Annotated in this window: 21 protein-coding genes; 7 read left to right on the forward strand and 14 right to left on the reverse strand. The window is 44.6% G+C overall.

Going from position 1 to position 23,613, the window contains the following annotated elements:
- On the reverse strand, positions 1–689 hold a 689-nt coding region (locus IQO02_RS22260; protein WP_265575862.1), incomplete at its 3' end, for an MATE family efflux transporter.
- Positions 690–789: 100 nt separating this feature from the next.
- Here IQO02_RS22260 and IQO02_RS16535 point away from each other — a divergent pair.
- Positions 790–1,746: a LysR family transcriptional regulator gene (locus tag IQO02_RS16535; protein ID WP_016784215.1), complete on the forward strand. Its 957-nt coding sequence runs from the start codon at positions 790–792 to the stop codon at positions 1,744–1,746.
- A 121-nt stretch (positions 1,747–1,867) separates the two neighbouring features.
- On the opposite strand, the gene IQO02_RS16540 is transcribed toward IQO02_RS16535, so the two are convergent.
- A complete protein-coding gene (locus IQO02_RS16540) occupies positions 1,868–3,268 on the reverse strand; it encodes an alpha-amylase family protein (RefSeq protein ID WP_016784216.1) in 1,401 nt (466 codons plus the stop codon).
- Between the two features lie 267 nt (positions 3,269–3,535).
- Here IQO02_RS16540 and IQO02_RS16545 point away from each other — a divergent pair, with 267 nt between their 5' ends.
- A complete protein-coding gene (locus IQO02_RS16545) occupies positions 3,536–4,435 on the forward strand; it encodes a DMT family transporter (protein ID WP_016793067.1) in 900 nt (299 codons plus the stop codon).
- A gap of 182 nt (positions 4,436–4,617) precedes the next feature.
- On the opposite strand, the gene IQO02_RS16550 is transcribed toward IQO02_RS16545, so the two are convergent.
- Both IQO02_RS16550 and IQO02_RS16555 read right to left on the reverse strand, forming a co-directional pair.
- On the reverse strand, positions 4,618–5,034 hold the full coding sequence (locus IQO02_RS16550) for a VOC family protein (protein WP_010430604.1): 417 nt from the start codon (positions 5,032–5,034) through the stop codon (positions 4,618–4,620).
- A 225-nt stretch (positions 5,035–5,259) separates the two neighbouring features.
- Positions 5,260–6,183, reverse strand: a complete 924-nt coding sequence (locus IQO02_RS16555; RefSeq protein WP_016789641.1) for a LysR family transcriptional regulator — start codon at positions 6,181–6,183, stop codon at positions 5,260–5,262.
- Positions 6,184–6,304: 121 nt separating this feature from the next.
- On the opposite strand from IQO02_RS16555, the gene IQO02_RS16560 reads away from it, so the two are divergent.
- Positions 6,305–7,861: a carboxylesterase/lipase family protein gene (locus tag IQO02_RS16560; RefSeq protein WP_016793068.1), complete on the forward strand. Its 1,557-nt coding sequence runs from the start codon at positions 6,305–6,307 to the stop codon at positions 7,859–7,861.
- A gap of 103 nt (positions 7,862–7,964) precedes the next feature.
- On the opposite strand, the gene IQO02_RS16565 is transcribed toward IQO02_RS16560, so the two are convergent.
- The 7 genes from IQO02_RS16565 to IQO02_RS16595 form a co-directional block, all read right to left on the reverse strand.
- Positions 7,965–8,858, reverse strand: coding sequence for a DMT family transporter (locus IQO02_RS16565; protein ID WP_010430612.1), 894 nt, complete (start codon positions 8,856–8,858; stop codon positions 7,965–7,967).
- Positions 8,859–9,013: 155 nt separating this feature from the next.
- Positions 9,014–9,778 (reverse strand): Fe(3+) dicitrate ABC transporter ATP-binding protein FecE, encoded by a 765-nt coding sequence (fecE, locus tag IQO02_RS16570; protein ID WP_016784219.1) that lies wholly within the window; start codon positions 9,776–9,778, stop codon positions 9,014–9,016.
- Positions 9,779–9,780: 2 nt separating this feature from the next.
- Complete coding sequence (locus IQO02_RS16575) at positions 9,781–10,752, reverse strand: FecCD family ABC transporter permease (protein WP_010430632.1); 972 nt, start codon at positions 10,750–10,752, stop codon at positions 9,781–9,783.
- On the reverse strand, positions 10,752–11,786 hold the full coding sequence (locus tag IQO02_RS16580) for a FecCD family ABC transporter permease (protein WP_010430635.1): 1,035 nt from the start codon (positions 11,784–11,786) through the stop codon (positions 10,752–10,754). Before IQO02_RS16580 ends, IQO02_RS16575 begins: the two co-directional genes overlap by 1 nt.
- Positions 11,783–12,760, reverse strand: a complete 978-nt coding sequence (locus IQO02_RS16585; protein WP_010430638.1) for a Fe(3+) dicitrate ABC transporter substrate-binding protein — start codon at positions 12,758–12,760, stop codon at positions 11,783–11,785. The genes IQO02_RS16580 and IQO02_RS16585 overlap by 4 nt, the downstream gene beginning before the upstream one ends.
- A gap of 87 nt (positions 12,761–12,847) precedes the next feature.
- Entirely contained in the window at positions 12,848–14,977 is a 2,130-nt protein-coding gene (locus IQO02_RS16590) for a TonB-dependent receptor family protein (protein WP_010430641.1), read from the reverse strand.
- Between the two features lie 206 nt (positions 14,978–15,183).
- On the reverse strand, positions 15,184–17,220 hold the full coding sequence (locus tag IQO02_RS16595) for a TonB-dependent receptor (RefSeq protein WP_016798839.1): 2,037 nt from the start codon (positions 17,218–17,220) through the stop codon (positions 15,184–15,186).
- A 209-nt stretch (positions 17,221–17,429) separates the two neighbouring features.
- Between IQO02_RS16595 and IQO02_RS22480 the strand changes: the two genes are divergently transcribed.
- The 3 genes from IQO02_RS22480 (at position 17,430) to IQO02_RS16610 (ending at position 18,768) form a co-directional block, all read left to right on the forward strand.
- Entirely contained in the window at positions 17,430–17,636 is a 207-nt protein-coding gene (locus IQO02_RS22480; protein WP_010430647.1) for a hypothetical protein, read from the forward strand.
- A gap of 182 nt (positions 17,637–17,818) precedes the next feature.
- On the forward strand, positions 17,819–18,085 hold the full coding sequence (locus IQO02_RS16605) for a DUF3081 domain-containing protein (RefSeq protein ID WP_010430650.1): 267 nt from the start codon (positions 17,819–17,821) through the stop codon (positions 18,083–18,085).
- A 47-nt stretch (positions 18,086–18,132) separates the two neighbouring features.
- The gene (locus IQO02_RS16610; RefSeq protein ID WP_016784223.1) at positions 18,133–18,768 is read left to right on the forward strand and encodes a CIA30 family protein; all 636 of its coding nucleotides are present in this window, start codon (positions 18,133–18,135) and stop codon (positions 18,766–18,768) included.
- Positions 18,769–18,866: 98 nt separating this feature from the next.
- On the opposite strand, the gene IQO02_RS16615 is transcribed toward IQO02_RS16610, so the two are convergent.
- Entirely contained in the window at positions 18,867–19,892 is a 1,026-nt protein-coding gene (locus IQO02_RS16615) for a zinc-binding alcohol dehydrogenase family protein (RefSeq protein ID WP_016784224.1), read from the reverse strand.
- 211 nt (positions 19,893–20,103) lie between these two features.
- On the opposite strand from IQO02_RS16615, the gene IQO02_RS16620 reads away from it, so the two are divergent.
- Positions 20,104–21,036, forward strand: a complete 933-nt coding sequence (locus tag IQO02_RS16620) for a LysR family transcriptional regulator (RefSeq protein WP_016795662.1) — start codon at positions 20,104–20,106, stop codon at positions 21,034–21,036.
- A gap of 102 nt (positions 21,037–21,138) precedes the next feature.
- Here the strand turns inward: IQO02_RS16620 and IQO02_RS16625 are convergent, their stop codons facing one another.
- Both IQO02_RS16625 and IQO02_RS16630 read right to left on the reverse strand, forming a co-directional pair.
- Entirely contained in the window at positions 21,139–21,525 is a 387-nt protein-coding gene (locus tag IQO02_RS16625) for a hypothetical protein (RefSeq protein WP_010430663.1), read from the reverse strand.
- Between the two features lie 305 nt (positions 21,526–21,830).
- Positions 21,831–23,024 carry an acetate/propionate family kinase gene (locus IQO02_RS16630; RefSeq protein WP_016789633.1) on the reverse strand — a complete coding sequence of 398 codons (1,194 nt, stop codon included), beginning with the start codon at positions 23,022–23,024 and terminating at the stop codon, positions 21,831–21,833.
- Positions 23,025–23,613: the final 589 nt, after the last annotated feature.

The raw sequence follows: 23,613 nt of genomic DNA on the forward strand, positions 1-23,613 counted from the left end.
CTCATCAACTTGATTGAGTACTCTTCTGTGTTTAACCAAGGGGCGAACTGCTTGAATTCATCACGCTTAAATACCCAAACCGTGTATCCAACCATCACGATAAATGCCGCGATAGCGGTTCCTAAGCCTAAACCCGTTAAGCCCATATCTAACTGGAACGTCAGTAAATAACTCACCGGCACATTTAAAATTACGGTGATAATAGACATCACAAGAATAGAGCGCACGTTACCAAACGCACTGGTTAAGCCACGAAGAACCAACAATATAAGGGAAGGCAGCATCACCCATTTCAGAGCGTGTACATATTCCATGGCTAAAGTGATCACTTCTGGTGGTTGCTTGGCCGCTTCTAATACCAGTGGCGCAAACCAGAAGCTGGCCATTAAGGTCACACTGAGCACGAATGCCAACATGGTTGCGCCTTTCACCGCTAATCTGATTTGAGTATTACCAAACTCTGGGCGAGCGACTCGCTGACCATAAGCAATAGCAATCAAGTTCGCGACACAGCCTACCGTACTGCTCGCAATAATGAAGATGAAGAAGTAGATAGAGGCCCCTAATCCACCAGCCGCAAGCGCCGACACACTGATGCGTGACATCATCCAAACATCAGTAAGGACTAGAGCCATGGATATCAGCTGTGAAATGATCAAAGGGAATGCAAGAGTGAGTATTTTTTTCATGAGCGCCTCAGTTAATTTCGCCCAAAATACGATCGATGGGGCTAGCGTTCAATTGATAAATTTGCGACTCTAACATTCCATAAACTCATGCGAACGAATTATGACCCCATATCCGAGCTTGCCATCATCACATAATGGTTTGAAAGCCTTTGAAGCTGCAGCAAGGCTGATGAGCTTTACGTTAGCTGCCGATGAGCTTCACGTAACACAGAGTGCGATCAGCCGTCAGATCAAACAGCTTGAAGATGAGCTCAGCGCATCACTGGTTGTTCGCAAACACAGAGCAATTGAACTCACACCTCAAGGGCATGATTTGTATAGAGTATTGCGTGAGAGCTATGGAAATATCGAAGCGGTAATGGCGTCTTGGAAAGATCCCAAGCAAAAACGAATCGTGATTAAAGCCACCTTGAGCTTTGCAACCCGTGTGCTGATATCCAAAGTGCGCGAGTTGAATGAACGCTACCCCGACTATGAGATAGTGATTGTTCCAGTAATAGAAGAAGATGAGGCAATCAATAGTAGTGAGTATGATTTATTGATCTTTCACACTCGCTTCAAAAAACGTTACGACAACGCACCAGATATTACCTTCTTACGTGAAGAGTTTATGGCTCCGGTTTGTTCCACGAACGTTATTACTGAGGACACCGATTTAACTTCCATTTTAACGATGCCTCGTATTCACCCAACACTCGATCACCACGACTGGAAAGTGTGGTTGGCTGATGTCGAATCCCCTCCAAAGAAGCCTGTCAGAAATACCAGTTTCTTATCGTTAGATATGGCACTCAGTGCCTGTTTATCGGGTGAAGGTGTCACGGTAACGGATCTCCTTTTGGTCTTAAAGGAACTGCAACGTGGCTTTTTATATTGTCCGGAGCACGCCAAACTACAACACAGTGCTTGGACGTATTACATTCACCAGCGCACTCATACTCCTGTGATAGACGATATTATTGACTGGCTCAGAGAAGAAACAGCAAAAGAGATTGAGTTACTCAAGCAATTGGCACTGCAATACCATTGGTCTGGCGTAATTAAAGCGCAAGATTAACTCAAAAATAGTAAGCAAAAACCTCAAAACCAGACACAAATAAGCCGCAACTCTTACTGCGGCTCATGCTTTCTGAACAGTCATGTTTAGCTTTTATTCTGGCTTTCCAGATAACTGAACACTACAACTTAAACATACGTGCGCTGCGTGGTGGCAAATTGAAAGTGTGATAACGAGAAGTAACCGTTTCTGTTGCAGTGCTCAACACATCTTGGTATTGAATATTCCAGTTAAATTCATGCTGGTAGGTATCTACAGTAACTCCACGAGTTTCACCGCACTTGTTGATACCCACAACCCCTTCTTTACCACGCTTGAATAACAAGGTGCACTGATCGCTCGAAAGCATAGTCATGGTTTTGCCCTGCATCGCATTATGGAAGCTCAACATGCTCTTCATCGTTGAGCTATTCCAAACATTGCCCCAGCGACCGTTATCCTTATCTTCAGAATCAGGAAGATCATCACTGTAGATCAACGGCGTACCGCCATCTTTGCCAAGAATGTAAGCGTAAGCAAGCTGCTCATCTTGTGGATCCATAATTTGGTAACGGAAGCCATCATTAGTTGGAATATCGTGCGTGATCGCAAAAGTAATCGAACGATTGTCATCGAGCGCTTGCCCATAAGCTTTTGGATCATGCAGTTGGTTTAAACTTCCGTTCATAGAGAAGGCCGAGCGAATCGAAGCAAACAGCGGGAAATCGTACGCGGAGTGATTAGTATTGTTTAAATAAGGTGCTAAGAAGGACTCATAGCCACTGTTGCCTGCCCCACCGCTGGTAATCACCTCACCAAACACATGAATGTTCGAGGTAATATCAGACGTGAACACTTGATCGATCTGGTACTGACTCATGTGCTTTACGGCATCAATACGGAACCCTTTGACTCCCATATCTTTTAGAGCTTTTAGGTATAGACGTTGCTGTGAAACCACCCAATTGTTTGGATCCAAATCAGGAAGACCAACATCACCATCTGCGCCACACAAACGCCAATACTGAACGTGACCAGGGTCGTTCCAATCCGAAATACAGCCTGCTGGGTGGAAATCGTTAGCCGAGACAAAACCTTGCGCTAAGTTGCCAAACAAAGTCTGGTCAGCATAGTAGCTTGAGCGGCCGGCATAGTCGTTTAGCACTTCTGTGCCTGGGTAATCCAAGTCACTTCGCTTCCAGCTTTCATTCGCCATGTGGTTGAGTACAACATCAGCGTAAACATCAACACCCACACCTTTGAGTGCAGTGATCATTGCGGCTAAATCTTGCTTGTTCCCCAACGGAGAATCAATGGTGCGCAGATCTTGTGGTTGATAACGTGCCCACCATTGGCTGCCACTGGATTTCATTGCCGGTGCAACCAACACTTTCTTATAGCCAGCTTCGGCTATTTGGTTGGCGTTGGCCGTTACGTCTGAGTACTTCCAGTTGAAAGCGTGCAAAATGGTATCAGCGTAAGTAGCTGAACTGAAAGAACAAGCGGCAAGTGTGGATATGAGTAAGGTATTTATTGGTTTCATAGAACATATCTCTCATTATAAATTCACAAGAATGATATGAGTGGGTGTAATAATTAAAACGTTCGATAAATCAGAGTTGAATTAACGTCACTTTCTGTTGGTGTGGATTTTATAAAATTGAGCGATGGACGATATTATGTGAGATAAAGGCACGTATAACTGAAATGAGAATTAATTGAGTCAAGTTGACTATTACAAGACAAAGACTTTGGTCGGCGCTTCTAAACTAAGTTATGATTCCTTCTCCCTCAACCGATTGATATTTTTATGCCTTCTTTCTCTTTTTCTCAAATCCCTGTTGGGGTTCGATTCATGATTCTCTCCGCTTTTGGATTCGCACTGATGTCAGCTTGTGTGAAATACATTAGCAACTATGGCATACCCGTATTCGAAATCGTTGCAGCTAGGGCGCTGGTGTCGTTGATCATCAGTTATGTCGATGTGAAGCGCAAACGTATTTCGATTTGGGGCAACAACAAACCACTCTTGTTCGTGCGTGGTACTGTCGGTACTGCGGCGCTAATGTGCGTTTACTATGCCGTAACCACATTACCATTAGCAGAGGCGACCATTTTACAATACGTGCACCCCGTATTTACCGCACTACTGGGCGTGTTATTCCTCAAAGAACGCATCCAAAAATCGACCATGATCTGCATTGCATTCTGCCTAGTGGGATTATTGGTAATGGTACAACCGAGCATGAACAGCGGAGCGAGCAGCGAGTTTCCATTATTCAGTATTATGCTGGCATTATGTGGTGCGTTTGGCAGCTCAATCGCCTATGTAATTGTGAGAAAGCTTAGCCAAACTGAAGACAGCTCGGTGATCATCTTCTACTTCCCACTGGTTGCTCTACCAATCTCAACCGTTCTTATCTGGAACGATTTTGTGTGGCCGAGCGTGTTCTTAACATTGATGTTGATTTTAGTAGGGATTTTCACACAGATAGGCCAATACGGCTTAACCAAGGCGATGCAAACCCAAGCAGCAGGCAAGGCTTCGGCTTACTCTTACGTTCAGATCGTATTCTCGGCACTGTTAGGCGTGTGGATATTTAATGAAATTCCATCAGTTTGGACTTACCTAGGTGGTGGGCTGATCGTGACAGGCGCACTAATCAATGTATTTGGTAAACAGTTATTGGTGCCATTTAAAGCTAAATAGCTAGCTGTTTAGCGTTAGACTTATACGCCGTTAGGCAAACAGACAAACAAGTAAAGATTGAAAAAGGGCATTGCGGAGTATTCCACAATGCCCTTTTCTGTAAGTCTTTCCTAGCACCCTTTATTAGACGTTTTATTTTGAACAAACTCGCTCTAACAAACCAAGACAATTAACGAGTTTTATTACGTGGCATTGCGCAGTTTGGGATCATCGCTCAAGTATTCTACGAACTCGATTTCAAAACCAGCTGGATCCACAAAGTAGACGTTTTTGCGATAAGGTTCTTCCGCTCCGGGTTTGGCTATTGGGAAGCCCGCATCGATAAGGCGTTCAATCACACTCTCAATATTATGGGTCACATAAGCGAAGTGAGCGAGACCAACGGAGTGTCCGGCTAAGTCTCTATTTTCACCCTCACCATGGTCACTCAATGCAATATATTGATACTCATCGCCAAAGTGCAACCAGTTACGTGGCTTACCTGACCACTCCCCTTTTCCCTCATCACGGACATACCAATGAGGGAATGCCGCTTTATAGAAAACCAGCATTTCTGGGATGTCTTTTACCACTAAGTTCACATGTTCAAGTTGGATCATTCTTCTCTCCTTAAAGTATTCTCGTAAGCAACGTTGTATATCCTAATACCTCAAGTTAAGTTGAGGTAAAGCACTAGTTTGCATTTATTTCGAGAACGTTTTTAGAGCCCAAATTGCCGTACTTCGATAACATACAGACCCTAAGTTTAGACGACCTTCTCTAAGGTGACTTCTTTGGCACCGAGCTTACTAATTCACATGCTTTAAGCTAAGCGACAAACAACCTCATGAATAAATAGAGTCGACTTGTTCGTGCTTCAACGATAAGTCTTGTTGTAGAAAATCCAACAAGTATCGATGTAACTTAGGCTGGTATTGTCTTGAGGGATACAGCGCCCATATGCCAACAGGGTTCACTTGACAGTCTGTTAGCAGAATAGTAAGAGCTCCAGTTTGTGCTTCATTGTCAATAAAAGGCAGAGGTAAACACGCTATACCTTTGCCATTAATCGCTGCATTAAGAAGTATGGAACTATCATTTACAGAGTAGTTACTTGTGACCGTTACATTAATAGGCTGAGCAGATTTAGAACCGGCTTTAGAAACAAACAGCCAATCATTGCCTATTCGTTTGTGGATCAAGCAATTGTGATCGAGTAAATCTTCGGGAGATAAAGGAGCCCCATGTTCCGCTAGGTATTGAGGGGAAGCGCAAACCACCGATGGACAATCAGCCAATTTCTTTCCAATTAAAGATTCGGGCAGGTCATTACTCAACTCGATTGCCATATCAACCCCATGTTTTATCAAATCCAGTGACTGATTCGACAGCGTGAGATCAACTTCTATGTCAGGGTACTTAAGCATGAATTGTTCGATAGCTTGGGCAAGATAACCCTGACCAAACGAAATGCTAGTAACCAGTGAAATTCTTCCTTTAGGTTGAGAGTGCTGTTCTTGGGCTAAGCTATATAGTTGGGCATTCTGCTCTAAAATATTCTGGCAGAAAGGCAATAAATCACGACCGGCGTTAGTGATACCTAAGCTTCTTGTTGAGCGATATAGTAAACATACACCTAAAGACTTTTCCAACGCGGTTATATGCCTAGTCGCCATGGATCGTGACATTCCTAAAGCCTCAGATGCTGCCGTCAGGCTTCCTAGATCGACAGTAGAAACGAAAACTTCCATTGAAATAATTCTATCCATACACCCTCAATAGTTCGATTTATGCAACAATCTATTGACGTATAGCATATATATCAACTTCAAACTAGGTTTTATACTGACCTTCTATTCCAATACCGAGCCCAATGAAATGAAAAAAACAATGGTACTAGTCGCATGCCTCAGTGCAGGTTTAATTCAAAGTAATACACTATTTGCCCACACTCAAAATGCTGAAAACTCAACGGTAGCAATCATTGAGTCTGGTAAACTTATGGGAAGCAACCATGATGGTGTGACTACATTTTATGACGTTCCATATGCGCAAAACCCTTTTACGGCAGAGCGCCGTTTTCAAGCTCCGCAAGCCTACGAAACTTGGAGTGGAATATTAGATGCAACAAAAGCAGGTCAACCCGTTCCACAACCAAGTCGAGGTAAAAACATCACCTTGGTGGGGGCTCCCGGACATCTTACTCTGAACATATGGACACCGACTAACGCCATTGCTGCCAACAACAAGGCATCAAATAAAAAGCTGCCTGTCATGGTGTGGATCCCAGGCGGTGCTTTTATCCGAGAAGACGCAGCAGAGTTGGCTTATGATGGTACAAGCTTTGCGAAGAACAACGTGATCGTTGTAACGATCAATTATCGCGTAGGCGTTGATGGCTTCATGCACCTTGAAGGCACACCGGATAATCGCGGCATTCTTGATCAAATCATGGCTCTTAAATGGGTGCAAAATAACATCGAAGATTTTGGTGGCGACCCTAGCCAAGTGACGGTCGCAGGTCAATCAGCCGGGGCAGAAAGTGTTGCCATTTTATTAGGTACCGAAAAAGCCGAAGGCCTATTCCAAAAAGCCATTATGCAAAGCCCTCCAATGGCATTTTTAACCCAAAAAGAAGCTGATAAAATCACACAAAGCTATACTGAAAAACTGAATATCCCAGCCACCATTGAAGGTTTATCTACAGTCCCATTTCCTGAATTAGTTAAGAACGTTATTGATATGGGCCATACCATACAAGATCGTGACAAATGGGGAATGCTGTCGTGGGGAGGCACCGCATTCTTGCCCGTCGTTGATGGGGATATCATTGTTGAGTCTCCAATGAAAGATCTCGCCAAAGCTTCACCTTCTATTCCCGTCATCGTTGGTAGCACAGATCAAGAATCACGACTCTACTTGGTACCAAGTGGTGCCGTTAACAACACGACCGAAGAAACGAAGTCACTATTATTATCTGACTTGTCATTGGAGGGTTGGCCTGCGGATGTGTATTCAACAGAAGGCAATAGCACGTCTATTGGAGACACGTTTGCCGACATTCAATCTGATTTTACGTTTAGAATGCCAGCACTGCACATTGCTCAACAGTTAACTAAAAACGACAACAATGTTTGGCATTATAATTTTTCTTGGATGTCACCTGCGTTTGATGGTCACTTAGGAGCCGCGCACTTTGTTGACGTACCGTTTGTGTTTAATACCACTAACAACGAACAAGTAAAAACATTTGTCGGCTCACAGCCTCCAGTTGAACTTGTTAATGCCATGCACAATCAATGGCTAACGTTCATCAAGACAAGTAAAGCTGATTGGTCTCATTATAACTTATCAGAACGACCAACAATGCAATTTGATGTTACATCGAAACAGGTCAATGACCCCGAAGACTCCGTACGGAAGTTATGGAAAAACTATCAGTTTTAAGCGGAAAGATCGGATAAAAAACAAAAAGCGAACCACTTAGGTTCGCTTTTCTTTCATCTAGCACGTTTCGTCTTTGCAATACGCGGCGGTTAAGCCACAGATATTATGACTTTGGCTGATTCACCTCTACATCGAGAGATGCTCTGTTCCCTAAACTAAAGAACTTCTTCCATCTAATCGGCATCATTGGAATAACGATGAGGCTGATACCAACCAGTGTCAGAATGTCGGGGATCTCGTCAAACCACATCACGCCAAACAAGGTTACAAACACTAACCCCGAGTATTCTGCGAGCGCAATTTGGTTTGCTGGAGCCTTTTTATACGCCACCACCACCAATGCATGATAACCAAGAACAAATAGATTGATTGCCATGATCCACCCTACATGACGCCATTCAATCGCGGCCCATGCCGGCAATGCAAACGCCAGTGCAAGTGGCAGAGTCATAACACTAGTCCAAAATAAGGTAGAGATAATGTGTTGTTCGGCGTTCAAACGCTTGATCAAAATATTACCAACCCCCATTGCAAGCGCACTGCCTAGCCCTGCAATCGCCGCCCAGTGAAATTGCTCTGGACGCAACACAATTAGCACACCCACGAAGCCTATTAGTGTCGCGGTCACTTTTGATGATGTCGGCCTTTCTTTCAACAACACAATAGACAGAGGAAGCATCAAGATTGGCCCAACATAGAACATCGCGTTCGCTGTCGCCAAGGTAAGGTGTGTAATGGCAATCATCGCACAACCACTACCCACTAATATAAATTGAGCCCGTAAAAAATTGATGCGGCAACCGCCTTGCATGCGAGTTTCTTTAGGGAGCTTTAGCCAAAAAGGAAGCAGTAAAATCACGCTCAATAGCTGGCGGATAAACACATACTGAAATGTGGGAACTTCACCATTAAGTATTTTTAGTGAGACATCGGAAAAAGACGCCAATAAGTTTGCAAATACCAAAAGCAAGATGGCGTGGTTGGTGACTTTATTCATACGGAAACAGAATTACACATTTGTCATACAATTATGGGCGCACATAATACATGAGAATGGAAAATAAGTAAGAACAAAGTTTTCGGATACTTACTACCAAAAACCAAAGGTATTAAACAATAAGTATCCATCCTTTCCAGTTGACTGATAGTCTCCTAAATAGCAACACACATTGGCGTATTTGAAATAGGGTCACGAAACACGCTCGCTTTGAGATCAAAGACGTTACTGAGCATAGTTTCAGTCATCACCTCATCAGGCGACCCTTCTGCGATTAAGCACCCTTTTTCCAAAACCACTAAATGATCGCAGTAACGACTGGCTTGGTTCAGGTCATGCAACACAACAACCACCGTTTTTCCTTTGGCATTCATCTGTTGCATCAGGTTCATTAACTCCACTTGATGAGACATATCAAGGTATGTAGTCGGTTCATCCAACATCACTACGTCCGTATCTTGTGCAATTACCATCGCAATCCAAGCTCTTTGGCGCTGGCCTCCAGACAGTGACTCAACAGGCTTATCAGCAAACTCAAGTACACCTGTATCACGCATAGCTTGTTCGACAATCCTTTGATCGTCCTGCCCTAGCCTCCCCCAATGAGATACATAAGGCGAACGACCATATTCAACCAACTTTCTTACCGTGATCCCCTCAGGACTAACCAAGATTTGCGGAAGAAGTGACAACGAACGAGCAAGCGCTTTATCGCCATAACTCGACAGTGGTTTGTCTTCAAACAACACCTCTCCAGCCACTGGCTTGTTAATTCTGACTAACGTCTTTAACAAGGTAGATTTACCGCACCCGTTAGGTCCTATCAATGCGGTGATTTTTCCCTTAGGGATAGAAACAGACAGGTTCGGTATGATCGTTTGTTTGCCGTACGCGACGGAAAGATTCTGCGTTTTAAGCATGGTTACCAACCTCGATAACGATAGAGAAGAAAGATGAAATATGGCGCGCCAATCACAGACGTGAGAACCCCTGCTGGCAATTCAATGGGTGGTTGTAGACCTCTGGCCAACCCATCAGCGCTGGTAACCAGAATTGCCCCCACCAGTGCAGATGCTGGGATTAACAACTTATGATGATGCCCAAACAACAAGCGGGCTAAGTGAGGTGCCAATAAACCCACAAAACTGATCGTTCCTGCAACAGAAACGCTAACACTGGCAAGCAATACAGCAGCCAATAACGCAAGAGCCTGAATCTGTTTTGGCTTAGTACCCAATGTGGTCGCACTTTCCTCGCCAAGCCCCATCACATCTAATCGCCAAGCAAGCCACAATGCCATAGGTAACAACAAGAGCAGCACACTCCAAATAAAGGGAACTTGCTGCCAGTTTCGTCCCCAAAGGCTGCCAGTTAACCACACCATGGCCGTGTTGATCTCGATCGGATTGGTGACCAGCAAGAAGTCGATACAACTGGCCAGAAACGCACTCACCGCAATACCAATCAGCGCCAATTTGGCGGGTGTTGGTCTTGACCACCATGCCAATACCGCAATCAGCCCAGCAGCCAATACCCCACCGAACATCGCCACAACCGGAAGCACACTGACTGGTGCATTGGGGAACCAAACTAAACTCGCTGTCGCAGCAAGGCCAGCCCCAGCGCTAATACCCATAAGGTCAGGCGATGCTAACGGATTACGTATCACGCCTTGCACCAATACCCCAGAAAGCCCTAACCCTGCGCCCACGCTTATCGCGAGCAACATACGTGGTAGCCGATACTGATGGATAACAAAGTCGTCACTGGAAAACGCGACCAAATGTTCGATGACTTGAGGAATAGAAAGTGACGCTGCACCGACAAACAAACCCGCAGATGCCACTAATATGAGAATCCCAGATAACAAAACTATCTTAGTGTGATGGTGCATTAAGATCTCCTCGTCGCAATCAAAATAAAACAAGGTGTCCCAAGCAAAGCAGTAATAACACCAACGGGTGTTTCAGTCGGGAAAGCAATCGCTCGTGATAATGCATCTGACCAAGAGACTAATGCTGCGCCTGCCAATGCGGAAATAGGAATCAGTAAATGGAAATTGTGACCAACCATAGGTCGAACCAAATGAGGCACTAACAAACCAACAAAGCCAATTGGCCCTGCGATAGCGACGCTTGCTCCGGCAAGCAACACAATCGTCAATCCACTAATCAGGCGAGTAAACCTGATGTTACTGCCAAGCCCCACGGCAACCTCTTCACCAAGCGCCAATAAGTTGAGGTTGCGAGCAAGACTCATTGCTAACACCAAACCAGTCACTACAGGCGGCCAAAGCTGTTGCCATTGCCCATCATCCACACTAGACAGTGAACCAGTAAGCCAATGCAAGACGCTATAAGCCATGTCGTCAGCAAGAATCAGCGCCGCTCGTGTCAGTCCGAGCAATAACGCAGTAATGGCGATACCCGCGAGAACCAAACGTAACGGATGAGAACGTTCGGAGAAAAAGCCGCCCAGAAGCATCACAGCACCGCCGCTTAGCAACGCACCAAGAACCGCATTAAGGATTGGACTTAGCTCGCTAACCACAGGTATACCTATTGCAGCTAACGCCATAAAACAGGCAGCGCCAGCGTTAATGCCAAGAATCGACGGAGACGCGAGTGGATTGCGCGTCAAGCCTTGCATCAATAACCCAGCGACGGCCAAACTCGCACCAATCAATAGCCCCGCATAAGCTCTTGGCGCTCTTAGCGTCGCCAATATTTGATGAGTCATGTTGCTTTCATCAAACGCAAACCGATAGTGAATCAAGTCACTCAATGTTAAAGAGAAATTAGACCACCCGGTCATAGAGGCCGCGTAACCAGAAAGTGCCAAACACGACACTAATCCGGTAAATAACGTGACTCGCCACGACAATATTGGCCAGAATCGCTTACTTTTAGAGAACAACATCGTACTCATGATGGATCCAAGATCTGCTCAAGATTTTTCGCCATTTTTTCTGCCGCTAACATGCCTCGATTCAGTGACCAAAGTGCTGGTGACACTTCTACAACTTGCTTACTTTTTACAGAGGTTAGTACATTGAATAACGGATTTTCCTGCCAATCATCAACAATATTTGGATGAGAGTAAGCACCAAGGAGCAACCAATCCGGATTGGTTTTCAACAACAACTCAAAGCTGGTTGGTAAATATGCCTTCTCTGTTGGTTTCACAATAGGGCTCGCAATACCTAATGTGGTCAGCACGCCCCCTGCGTAAGATGCGGGGCTATGTAACCACATACCTTTATCCGACACGACAGCGAATTGGACGGTTTGTTTGAGCGAGAAATGACTTTTGAATTCAGCCATGGCGTGTTGATGCTGTTGAATTCGTTGTTCCATTGACGATTGTTTATCGAGAGCGATGCCAATCTTGAGCGCAGACTCCAAATTCTCTTGATAAGTCTCACCACGGCTTTTAAGCAGTAGAGTTGGTGCGATGCGTTGTAGATCTTGATAGACCGTACGATGACGCTCTGCATCGGCAATGATCAGATCTGGCTTTAATACCGCAATGGCTTCTAGGCTAGGCTGAGAACGCATGCCAACCGATTCCCAAGGTTGAACCAATTCACGTACCGCCGGAATCACTCTTGAAGCATCATTGTCATCGGCAACACCAACAGGAGAAACACCCACCGCAGCGAGTGCATCTACAAATGAAAACTCCAACACCACAATACGTTGCGGGGTAGTCGCTATCTCAAACTGGCCTTGCTCATCTTGGATCGTTCTCGTTTTTGCCGAGCTTGAAAATGAGAACAAGCTTAAAATCAGCAAAGCTAAGGTTATCGCTATCCTGCTGCATAAAAACGGCCTATTAAATGACAGCAGCCCGTTCGACAGCATCAATTGATTCGAAAACAAAAGGCGAGAGCTGTTTTCCATATTTAATTTTCCTTAAACTCTAGAACCGTGAAAGCCGCCAAGAGTATTGACGACTTTTATTCGTTATTACTTTCAATAAATTACGTATTAGAACTGATAATTCAGATCCAAAGTGTAAGAACGTCCTGGGGCTGGATAACGACCAACTGGGCTGGTATCAATACCGCGGAAGTAATAGTCCTCATCAAACAAGTTGTTCACCGCAAGGTTCATGCGCAGCTTACTGTTTTCATCCTTGTACAAGTCCGAACCTAGGTTAAAGTTCCAGACCATGTAGGCAGGCACTTTACCTGTCGCGCCCGTTGCATCTTCGGCACTTGTATTCGCATTATCAGAATAAGATTCGCTAAAGTAGTAACCAGATAAAGTAGTATCTACCTTGCTAAAGGCGTAAGTCGCATCCCAACTAAATTGATGTTTAGACGTATAAGGAAGTTGATTACCTTTGTTTGCGCCCTCTTCCTCGATAGTTGCATCTAAGTAGTTATAACCAGCGCCCAAACTCAACGCTTGCATCGCTTGAGGCACGTAGCGACCTGAAAGTTCAACACCTTGGTGAAGGGTTTTACCAATGTTGTCGAAAGTTTGAGTAGCACTTTGCCATTGCAGCTGATCTTCAAAATCAATGCGGTATAGTGCGATGTTAAAGCTGGTTGAATCTTGGTTGTAGCGCGCACCCAACTCATAGTTCCATGCTAGTTCACTGCCCTCTTCTCCTAGACCTCGAATGTAAGCAATCTGTGGTGCACGCAAAGATTTCTGCGCATTGGTGTAACCCACCCACTGTTCTGTCAGGTGGTATGCTACAGTTAAGCCCGGCAGCCATTCCGTCACTTTATTGTCTGTGCTCTGTGCTGTACCCAGGTCATCAAACGTCATATCAATCGATTCGTAACGAATACCCGGAGTGACTTTCAGTACATCATTGAACAGGCCGATTTCGTTACTGATGTAACCAGCAAAAGCGTCAGTATCAAGATGCCAGTCGCGTGGGATTGTGGTTACTCCACTAGAAATTGATGTTTGAGTGAGCTTGTAATCGATATCTTCGTTGACGTAGCGTGCCCCAACAATCACGTTTTGCGTTACCGTATTTCCGTCAAAGTACATCGCGAGTTTAGGTTCAACACCATAAACAGCAAATTCACGTGGTGACGTACGAATATCGGTTGACGGTAATGCCGGATCCGCCCAGTGACCACCGGCACTGTTAAAGCCCCATTGGAAGAAACGCTCAGAACGGTGGCCAAACGTCAGTATTTCTAATTCAGCACTATCTGCAAGATTCAAGTCATGTAAATACTTCAGGCTCCAACGCGTTGAAGTGCCTTGATATTCATCGTACGGGCGCTTCGACTGAGTACGATCTTTGTCATAATCATCTGGCGATAAAGCACCGGGCATTTGCGTATCTGCATCATAACGCTGCACGAAAGCTTGCAGCTCTTGAGTATCACTCAGTAACCACTGCAACTTCGCTTGGAAGTTTTTGACATCGGTGTCGGAGTGTTCACGGAAGCTTTCACCTTTTAAGAAGTTCCCCTCAACTTGAAGTGCTAGCGTATCGGTTAACCAACCGCCCGTGCGCAGATAAAAGTCGTTGAGCGGCGTATCGCCATCCTCGAATACAGTAAAGCGATTACTTATTTCCGTTTGCCATTCGTGTGGAATAGGCTTAGTCACCAAGTTGATCACACCACCCACGTTGTTTGGCCCGTACTGCACAGCAGCGCCACCACGTACGATATCAATTCGGTCAAGCATCGACAGAGTGGCAGGAAAAATAGATTGTCCGGTATGACCATAAGGTGCAAGAGTCAGTGGTACACCGTCCATTAGAAATTGAGCATGCCCACTGCGACTCGCATTCAAACCACGTACTGACACGTTAGGTAGAACACCTGTACCCGTTTCGTCTTGAACTTTGACCCCAGGAACGCTTTGAAAAGCAGAATCGATCGATAGTGCTGCAGTCTTTTTAATTTGCTTATCGGTAAGAACGGTACGAGATCCCGGATACTCTTTCACATCCTCTAGCTCTGAGTTACCGATCAAGCTACCTGTCACGACAACCGTTTCCATAGTCGTTGTTTGAGGATCAGACGCTGCAAATGCGCTCATGGAAGTCACTGAAGCGATGGCCATTGCAAGGGTACTTAGACGCAACGTTTGGTGTGATTGAGTACAGGGTTTACCATCCAAATTCTGGTAAGGCATGAAAATCTCCTAAGTAGGCAGGTTAGGATCAAAGGCCGTGTTTTCGGTTATATCGGCGCTTTGATCCTATGGGCTAAACGGCCCCAAAATGAGGCCAACTGTTCACTCATTCGTAGCGAGTAAATCAATCGTTTTTAGAGTCGAAATAGCTCTTAGAAATGAACTAACTCCTAGAAATGAATTCGCTCTTAGAACTGAATTGGCTTTTAAAACTGATAGCCGTAGCTGAGCATAAATTCGGCTGGCGCTCCGTAACCAATCTGGTTAGTACCTGACGTACCGTTAGTTGCGCCCAGAATGTATTCCTCATTAAACACGTTGTAAGCGTTCGCTTGAACTTTGTGACGACCCGTGGTGTACGCAGCCATCAAGTCAACCGTGGTGTAGTCACCCAGCGCTACAGCTTCATCATTACCTGCGTATCGGTCACCTACGTATTTCACGCCACCACCTAAACGCCAGTTATCGTCTAGCTGATAAGTGCTCCAAAGAGAAAACAGGTGATCAGACACATCGTTCGGCTTTTTGCCTGTCTCTTTGTTTTCTGCATCGAGGTAGCTGTAGCCCACCGAAATATCCCACTGCTCAGTAAATTGACCGCGAGCTTCTAGCTCAATACCTTGGTGGCGAGCTTCGATCTTGTTAACAACGTCTCCGTCTATATTCGTTTCTGGTTGCTCTTGATCAATTTGGAAGACCGCGGCATTTAGCATCAAGGCGCTATCTAACAAGTAAGCTTTTGCACCCACTTCTTTTAGATCGGTATGGAAGAATTCAGCCAATTTAGGATTGATATAAATACCGGAGTAAGGCAATTGCCATGAACGAGCTAAGCTCGCGTACACTGACATATCATTGTTGAGACGGTAGACCAAACCACCGCGGTAGCTCACTTTGTCATCGTTTAGATTCTCTTTTACTGAGCCCGCTTTTTGCTGTTCAAGCTCCATCGAGTCGTAACGCACATTGCCGATCACAGAAAGATCACCAAAGGTATAAACGTCTTGAATATAAACGCCAGTGGTCGTTGTCGTGTTATCACGGAAAGGTTTGAAGCCCGGATCAGGTGTTGGGCCTGTTACAGGGTTATAGATGTCTTGTGAAGGTAGGGTTTGATCGCTAGCTAGAGTGAGATCGATATTAATCTGGTTGTAATCGGCACCAATCATCATTTGGTTAGAGTTAGTTTCCCAAACCAACTCAGACTGTAGTGTTGTCGTGGTACGAGGATCATAGCCGAAGTTGTTCACGGTTTGAGATACTTGGTCCCCTGTTACCGTGCCTTGACGCGTACCTTTTTGTTCAAGCTCAATATGGTTGTATGCTGCGCGGTTTGTCCATGCCCATTCACTGTTCAAAAGCCATTCATAATTAACACCAACACGAATACTGTCTGACTCTTGATAGTCATTCCTACCGCCATAAAACGTGCTTTCAGAGACATCGACAGGCTTACCATTTTTAGATGGAACCCCACGATATGGCACTAGCTCTTGGTGAGCATATTCGACATCAAGATCTATGGTATGCCCCTCAGCAGGTAATACACGAATGGTGGGTGCGATAAAGAAATCACTAGAATCGACATGGTCTACATAAGAATCCGACTGTCGACTTTCCACGTTGATACGACCACTGACTTTGTCAGTAAACGCCATCGAGCTGTCGACCTGACCAACAAACAGATTATTGCTGCCGACACTGCCATTGACGTGTGTGAAATTATCACCGTTAGCACGCTTGGTGACCAAGTTGATGATACCGCCTGCTGAGCCTCGGCCATAAAGTGCGCCTGCAGGGCCTTTTACCACTTCGACACGTTCTATATTCGCTAGACTTCGGTACGATTGCAGAGTCCCGTCATCACGCATACCATCACGGTACATGTCGTTGAGTGCATCAAAACCACGAATCACAAATTGGTCTCGGCTCCCCTCACCCAAGGTATTGTTAACCCCGGCAACACCATCAAGAGCATCCACCAAACGTACAGCACCGCGGTCTTGCATTTCCGTCTTTGTGACCACCGATACTGCTTGCGGTACATCCAACCATTCGACATCGGTTTTGGTACCCGATTGCGGCATGTGCTCCGCGTAACCTTCGTACTGATGACCAATAACTTGTAGGGTTTCATCCGTCATTATTTCTTCTGCAGCCATTACATTCGACACGGTAACTACTGCGGTTAATGCACCTCCAATAGCCAAAGCGAGAGGGGACAAGGCCAATCTAATGTTCATCATCTAATTCCGTTTTAGTTTATAAAATCACAACAGATGCGAATAAAAACAAATATCATTTATATTTGCAATATATATTTTTTGATCTATATTTGCTTTGCAATATGCAACGCCACTAATGATAAAAGAGTAAATAAAAACAATAAGATAGAAAGCTCCCTTTCTTGTCATCTCGAAAGAAAGCACTTCGTCAGCGTCAGGAATTCGGTGTGGAGTTTGGTGTCTGCCATAGCAAGTTCATCATCACAGAATCAGAGCCGGTACTGGTCAAGATCAACTATCGGAGTATTGGTGATGGCCGGGAATTTTTGCTTGATAACTTCAGTGGTGGGAATTGGTTCAATACCATCTTAAATCTTTTCTTGGGTCACAAGCTTGATCCTACACTTCGCATTGCTGGCAGCGCAAAGTCATGACCACCCACTTGCGATCGTGGAAGTTAATAAGCAACTCACTATTTCACTTCCGATAAACCATGCCGCACCACATTGATTGAATACTCAATTCCCGACTGTGATCGCAATGCAGAGCCAAACCGTAGTTAATTCAAATACAAGCACTTAACGTTTTTTCATCGGCTACTCAGCGGGAGCAACACATGGACAACAGAATCACCATCAAAGAATTTCTTAGAGTGTTCGATTACATTCGTTCATCTGGCGAGCAATTAGAGAACAAATATCAATTTGGCGAGATGTTTGCGTGGCACGATTACGACGGCTACACCTGTTGGCTAAGCTACAGAGACGTTACAGTAACACTGATGTTCCATGGTTCATTGAAGATCGAATACGACAAGGCACCGAACTATGAAGGCTTCATCAACCGTTGTTTAGCTATGCTTGAAACTGAACTTTCTCCGTAAGCTGTCCTTAGCTATTGAGTCAATAAGGCAGAGTCTAAGGAGAAGCAGTGGAGAAAATCATGAACGGGGCCACTTATAAAACACGGTTACCATTTAGGCTAACCACATCTTTATTTTTTCTACTCAGCCTAAACTCGTTAAGTCTAAAAGCGGATGCAACAGGGACAAACATGATCGACTTTACACAAGCTAGTGAGCATCAAAACTGGACAGTGACTAACGACGATGTAATGGGCGGCATCTCAACAGGCGAGCTCATTTATCTTAATAACATGAGTCGATTTAGGGGAGAGCTCTCGTTAGAAAATAATGGTGGTTTCAGTTCTGTAAAGCGCTCCATTGAATCACCTGCCCATGAAAAAGATAGTGCAGAGCTAATATTCGTTGGTGATGGTCGCACCTACCAACTGAGGTTCACCACTTGGAAGGAAGGTAGTCGAGTTCAATACAAACACGATTTCGATACCATAAAGGGAGAGCAGCTAAACAAGGTCTTCCACTTCAATGATTTTCAAGCGGTGTTCAGAGGTCGGCTACTGAGCGATGCCCTGGAACTTAAGGCACAAGACATCAAGCAAATTGGCTTTTTGATTGCAGACAAACAGCCCTCGCCTTTTGAGCTAGACCTAATACAGCTTCAATTCAAAACATCGCAACCTATCACATCACCAGAAACGGACTAAACCGCAAACAAATAAAAACCCCTGATACCTTTTGACGAGCAATTAGATATCAGGGGGCTTGTTCTATTTAAATCGTCGACTATTCAAATCATCAGTACTTAGTATTTGATGGCTGTTTTACCTATCGAGGAGCTGCTTTCAATACGTTGGTGTGCATCTTTCAGAGTCTCAACACTAAAGCCATTCAATGTGGTAGTAAGCGTAGACTTAATGCGGCCAGCATCGATCAGGTTCGCTGCTTGGAACAAAATATCTTGTTGTTTCTGAATATCGTCTGTGTTGAACAGTGAACGTGTGAACATCAGCTCCCACACAAAACCTGCAGACTTACCTTGAAGCGCAGAAAGATCAATTCCACCATCGAACTCAACAATAGAACTGATCATGCCTTGCGGTGCAATCAGCTCCACCATCGATTCCCAATGTCCTTTGGTGTCTGCGACATTGAAAATGTAATCGACATGCTGAATACCTTGCTCTCGTACAGATTCAACCAAGTTACGGTGATTCACCACATGGTCTGCCCCCATATCCCTTACCCACTGTTCAGTTTCAGGTCTTGAAGCCGTCGCAATAACCGTCAGGTTAGTCAACTGGCTCGCCAATTGAATCGTGATTGAACCGACACCACCAGCACCACCAATGATCAGAATGGATTTTTTCTCTTCTGAACGAACACGTAGGCGATCAAACAACGCTTCCCACGCTGTAAGTGTTGCTAGCGGCATAACTGCAGCCGCTTCATCAGAAAGGCTCGTTGGTGCTTTCGCCGTAATACGGTAGTCAACGGCTTGGTATTCAGCATTAGCGCCCATACGAGTTACGTCACCTGCATAGTAAACACGGTCGCCTAGTTCAAAGCCTTCAACGTCTGTACCTTTACCGACAACTTCACCGACTGCGTCATAACCAAGGACTTTTGGTTGCTCGAGAGTTTTATCTTGAGCACTACGAATTCGAATTTTCGCATCTGCTGGATTGATAGACGTCGCGCTCACTTTTACCAGTAGATCATGTTCTTTTAGTTCTGGAAGGTTTGTTTCAAACTCAACTAGGCTGTCTTGCTCTGCAATCGCAAGTGACTGAGTAAATCCGATAGCTTTCATTTTTGATGGTACTGACATTGTGCTTTCTCCTTGAATTAGACAAGTTAATCTTAGTTGACTCTCAATTTAGATAAACCGCCTAATGTTTGAATTGTTATCAAATTATTTTTGACAATTAAGCAATTGAAGCTAACTTAGAAGCGATAAGTAGAGATAACCCATCTGCAGATTGTGATGGGGAAATGTCCCAACTCCATGTTTAGAAAATAATTCAATACAGGTAGATAATATGCTTCTTGAAGACTTGCAGGTCATTTTAAAGGTGGCGGAGTTTCGTAGTATCACCGCAGCAGCCACCAACCTAGATATGCGTACTGCCACCGCGAGCGCTGCCGTAAAACGTGTTGAAGTCGCACTGGGCGCTGAGCTGTTTGTAAGAACCACTCGCCATCTGAGGCTCTCTTCAGCAGGCGAACGCTATTTACCTGAGTGTGAACAAGCCTTGAAAATATTGGAGCAAGCCAAGCTCAACATGCGCGAAGAGCTTGGTATCTTGGATGGAGAAATCCGCATCGCACTTTCTTCGGATCTAGGACGAAACCTGATCACTCCTTGGCTTGACGAATTTCTGCTTGAATACCCAAAGGCAACACTTCGTACCAGCATCAGCGACAGCAACATCGATTTTTATCGTGATTCTGTTGATATGGCGCTGCGTTACGGCTCTCCGACTGACGCCAGCATGTATGGTTTCAAGATCTGCGATGTGCCGAGAATATTGTGCGCAGCCCCTGAATATTTAGCTAAGATGGGAACGCCAAGCCAACCGAGTAACTTAGCTGAGCACAACGGTTTGCTTTATCAGCTGCATGATATGTTGCAAGACGAATGGGTGTTTAATGATGGCAAGCAGGATCATAAAGTAAAGCTAAAAGGGAATCGCGCGTCGAACGATGCTGATCTTGTTAGACGTTGGTGTGTTGCAGGGAAAGGTGTGGCGATAAAATCTTGCTTAGATATGTCGAGTCATTTGCTTTCTGGCGAAGTGGTTAAAATAATGCCAGAGTTCAAGCCAACCCCAACCGAGCTGTGGTTAGTATGTCCAAGTCGTCAGTCCGTCACCCCGACCGTTCGCTTATTGAGAGATCTATTCCGAGAGAAAACCGCTGAGATCCTTTCTCAATTGAGCGAGCAAGACATTATAGCGACTCAAAAATCTTAACGATCTAGAGATAAAAAAGGCGTTAGTGAACTTTAACCCACTAACGCCTTTGATCATTTGAACATCACACCTATTGATGGATGCATCGTATAATACGAGTGCTTAGTTTGACTCTTCTTCAACATCACAGTCAGCACAGCACTGAAGCGCAATTTCATGCTCGAAGGTGATCGTATCTTCACCTTCTTCTAGTAGCTCTGCGATTTCATCTGCGACTTCTTTTTCATCATCCGCTTCAATTCCGCTTACTAGCTCTTCTTCTGAATAACCAAAGAAGTTCAGCAATAGGTACTCACGTGCTTCATCTTTCGTACAAACCACTTCAGCTGAAAGGTCAGGCGTAACCTCCCCCTGGGCCAGAGTCGCGGTCACTTGTGCGATAGCAGCGTCTTTCATCGCAGGCGTTAACCAACCAAGATCAGTACTTACTGTTGTTTTTTTACAGTCGAAGCAAGGCAGTTGGTGGAAGTAGTATTGAAAGGTAGTCATAGGTAATTTCTTCGTTAAGTGTTGTATAGCAAGATTATGCGCGTTTTGTAGCAAAATACTATCTCAATCAGCAACCAGAGACTGATTCGTGAAGGTAATTTTGGGTTCATCACGAGCTTTAGTGATGGAACCGTTACAAGCGCAGATCGGCAAGCTTAATCTGGTCGACGAATGTGTTCTTGATAATGAAGTGCTACTGAGATGCGAAGTTAAGTAGCTTTCATCTGACTATAATTGACACAAAAAAGCGAGCCACCTGGGCTCGCTTTTGAATTGTTCATGTTCTTGCTTAAGCAATGGCTAGATTACAGAAGTTCTACCGATTGTTGAGCAATAACGAATTCTTCGTTGGTTGGAATAACCATTGCTACTGCACCAAGCATTTCTGACTTAGCAATGATACCTTCAGCGCCAAAGCGAGCTGCTTCATTGCCAGCAACATCTTCAACAAAACCAAGGATCTTAAGGTTGCTTAGGATCTCACGACGAATTGGTAGAGAGTTCTCACCGATACCGCCAGTGAAGATGATGCCGTCTAGAGAGTCTAGCGTTGCAAGGTAAGAAGCAACGTATTTCGCTACGCGGTAAGTAAACACCTCAAAAGCAAGTTTAGCGCCTTCATGGCCCTCTTCCATTGCTTCTAAAATGCCACGAGCATCGCTCGTAAGACCAGACACACCCAGGAAGCCAGACTCCTTGTTTAGAGAGTTAAACACTTGCTCTTGTGACCAACCCTTCTTAAGTAGGTACTCGATAATGCCTGGGTCTAAATCACCACAACGTGTACCCATCATCAGGCCAGAAAGCGGTGTGAAGCCCATTGAAGTATCAACACTGTTGCCATCTTTGATAGCACATACAGAAGCGCCGTTGCCTAGGTGCACAGAGATAAAGCTAGATTCTTCAACCGGCTTGTTCAGCATTTTAGCAGCTTCGCGACTAACGAAGTAGTGGCTAGTACCGTGGAAGCCGTAACGACGCACGCCGAAGTCTGTGTATAGTTCTTTTGCAATTGCACCCGTGAATGCACGTTGTGGCATCGTTTGGTGGAACGCAGTATCAAAAACAGCAAACTGAGGTAAAGAAGGGAAAGCTTCAATCGCAGCGCGGATACCGATAGCACCTGCTGGGTTATGAAGTGGAGCTAGATCTGATAGGCTTTCAATTTCGTTCGTCACTTCTTCAGTAATACGAACAGTCTGTGTGAACTTCTCGCCACCGTGTACGATACGATGACCAATAGCAACGATATCTTGTGTGAAGCCCAGAGCTTCCATCAGGCCAACCAATTTGCCAATGGCAATTTTGTGGTGGTTATCTTCACCTTGAATGGCAATTTCAGTTTTCTCGCCTTGATATTTCCAGCCCATACGAGCATCTTCAAGACCAAAACACTCCCCTAGGCCACTTAATACTGCTTCACCAGAAACAGAATTGATTACAGCAAATTTAAGGGATGAACTACCCGAGTTAATAACCAGAACAAACGAATTAGACATTGGATATGGATCCTGTTTCAGTACGAATTGGATGAAGTGTTAACTTCAATTTTAGTTAAGCCCATTATTCAATAATTTTTGAATCTTTCAACTTTTGTTTTGAAAAAATCACTAAATGAACACAATTAAGTTGATCTTCGTCATCAATCTATTTATTTCGAGATCGAAATTAAAAAATAGTTGAATAAAAAGTTCATAAAAAACTGAAGCAAACGAGTGCGAAAATTATTTTTAGCCTAATTCAGTGAATTTGAGTAACTCGAACGAAACTCAATAATCATGGAATAAATTGGTGGAACACGTCACTTTACCCGATCCTTACTTGCTGAGGGTTGACTACTATTTATTCCCCTTATCAGTGCTTACTTCAAAAACACAAAATTAAGATAGTGAGCAATGAACGACACAATCAGATGCTTTTCTTCAATGACTACGAACTCAACCGTACGCATAACGCTCTAGGCTGTGGTTAGATAGCTTCTACTCATTGTACCCACCACCTTGTAGCACGATATTTAAGTGTAGGCTTAGAACGCAATACAGCTAGGTTAATGCGCTACAAGCTGAGTTAACTGCTTTTGTTGCTAAA

Origin of the sequence: Vibrio sp. OPT24 (assembly GCF_015163545.1) — a bacterium.
GTDB classification, from domain to species: Bacteria; Pseudomonadota; Gammaproteobacteria; order Enterobacterales; family Vibrionaceae; genus Vibrio; species Vibrio cyclitrophicus.

What these genes read in the sequence shown, in the direction of transcription:
- IQO02_RS16535 (WP_016784215.1), top strand. Translation starts at nt 790, where the DNA reads ATGACCCCATATCCGAGCTTGCCATCATCACATAATGGTTTGAAAGCC.
- IQO02_RS16540 (WP_016784216.1), bottom strand. Translation starts at nt 3,268, where the DNA reads ATGAAACCAATAAATACCTTACTCATATCCACACTTGCCGCTTGTTCT.
- IQO02_RS16545 (WP_016793067.1), top strand. Translation starts at nt 3,536, where the DNA reads ATGCCTTCTTTCTCTTTTTCTCAAATCCCTGTTGGGGTTCGATTCATG.
- IQO02_RS16550 (WP_010430604.1), bottom strand. Translation starts at nt 5,034, where the DNA reads ATGATCCAACTTGAACATGTGAACTTAGTGGTAAAAGACATCCCAGAA.
- IQO02_RS16555 (WP_016789641.1), bottom strand. Translation starts at nt 6,183, where the DNA reads ATGGATAGAATTATTTCAATGGAAGTTTTCGTTTCTACTGTCGATCTA.
- IQO02_RS16560 (WP_016793068.1), top strand. Translation starts at nt 6,305, where the DNA reads ATGGTACTAGTCGCATGCCTCAGTGCAGGTTTAATTCAAAGTAATACA.
- IQO02_RS16565 (WP_010430612.1), bottom strand. Translation starts at nt 8,858, where the DNA reads ATGAATAAAGTCACCAACCACGCCATCTTGCTTTTGGTATTTGCAAAC.
- fecE (WP_016784219.1), bottom strand. Translation starts at nt 9,778, where the DNA reads ATGCTTAAAACGCAGAATCTTTCCGTCGCGTACGGCAAACAAACGATC.
- IQO02_RS16575 (WP_010430632.1), bottom strand. Translation starts at nt 10,752, where the DNA reads ATGCACCATCACACTAAGATAGTTTTGTTATCTGGGATTCTCATATTA.
- IQO02_RS16580 (WP_010430635.1), bottom strand. Translation starts at nt 11,786, where the DNA reads ATGAGTACGATGTTGTTCTCTAAAAGTAAGCGATTCTGGCCAATATTG.
- IQO02_RS16585 (WP_010430638.1), bottom strand. Translation starts at nt 12,760, where the DNA reads ATGGAAAACAGCTCTCGCCTTTTGTTTTCGAATCAATTGATGCTGTCG.
- IQO02_RS16590 (WP_010430641.1), bottom strand. Translation starts at nt 14,977, where the DNA reads ATGCCTTACCAGAATTTGGATGGTAAACCCTGTACTCAATCACACCAA.
- IQO02_RS16595 (WP_016798839.1), bottom strand. Translation starts at nt 17,220, where the DNA reads ATGAACATTAGATTGGCCTTGTCCCCTCTCGCTTTGGCTATTGGAGGT.
- IQO02_RS16605 (WP_010430650.1), top strand. Translation starts at nt 17,819, where the DNA reads ATGGACAACAGAATCACCATCAAAGAATTTCTTAGAGTGTTCGATTAC.
- IQO02_RS16615 (WP_016784224.1), bottom strand. Translation starts at nt 19,892, where the DNA reads ATGTCAGTACCATCAAAAATGAAAGCTATCGGATTTACTCAGTCACTT.
- IQO02_RS16620 (WP_016795662.1), top strand. Translation starts at nt 20,104, where the DNA reads ATGCTTCTTGAAGACTTGCAGGTCATTTTAAAGGTGGCGGAGTTTCGT.
- IQO02_RS16625 (WP_010430663.1), bottom strand. Translation starts at nt 21,525, where the DNA reads ATGACTACCTTTCAATACTACTTCCACCAACTGCCTTGCTTCGACTGT.
- IQO02_RS16630 (WP_016789633.1), bottom strand. Translation starts at nt 23,024, where the DNA reads ATGTCTAATTCGTTTGTTCTGGTTATTAACTCGGGTAGTTCATCCCTT.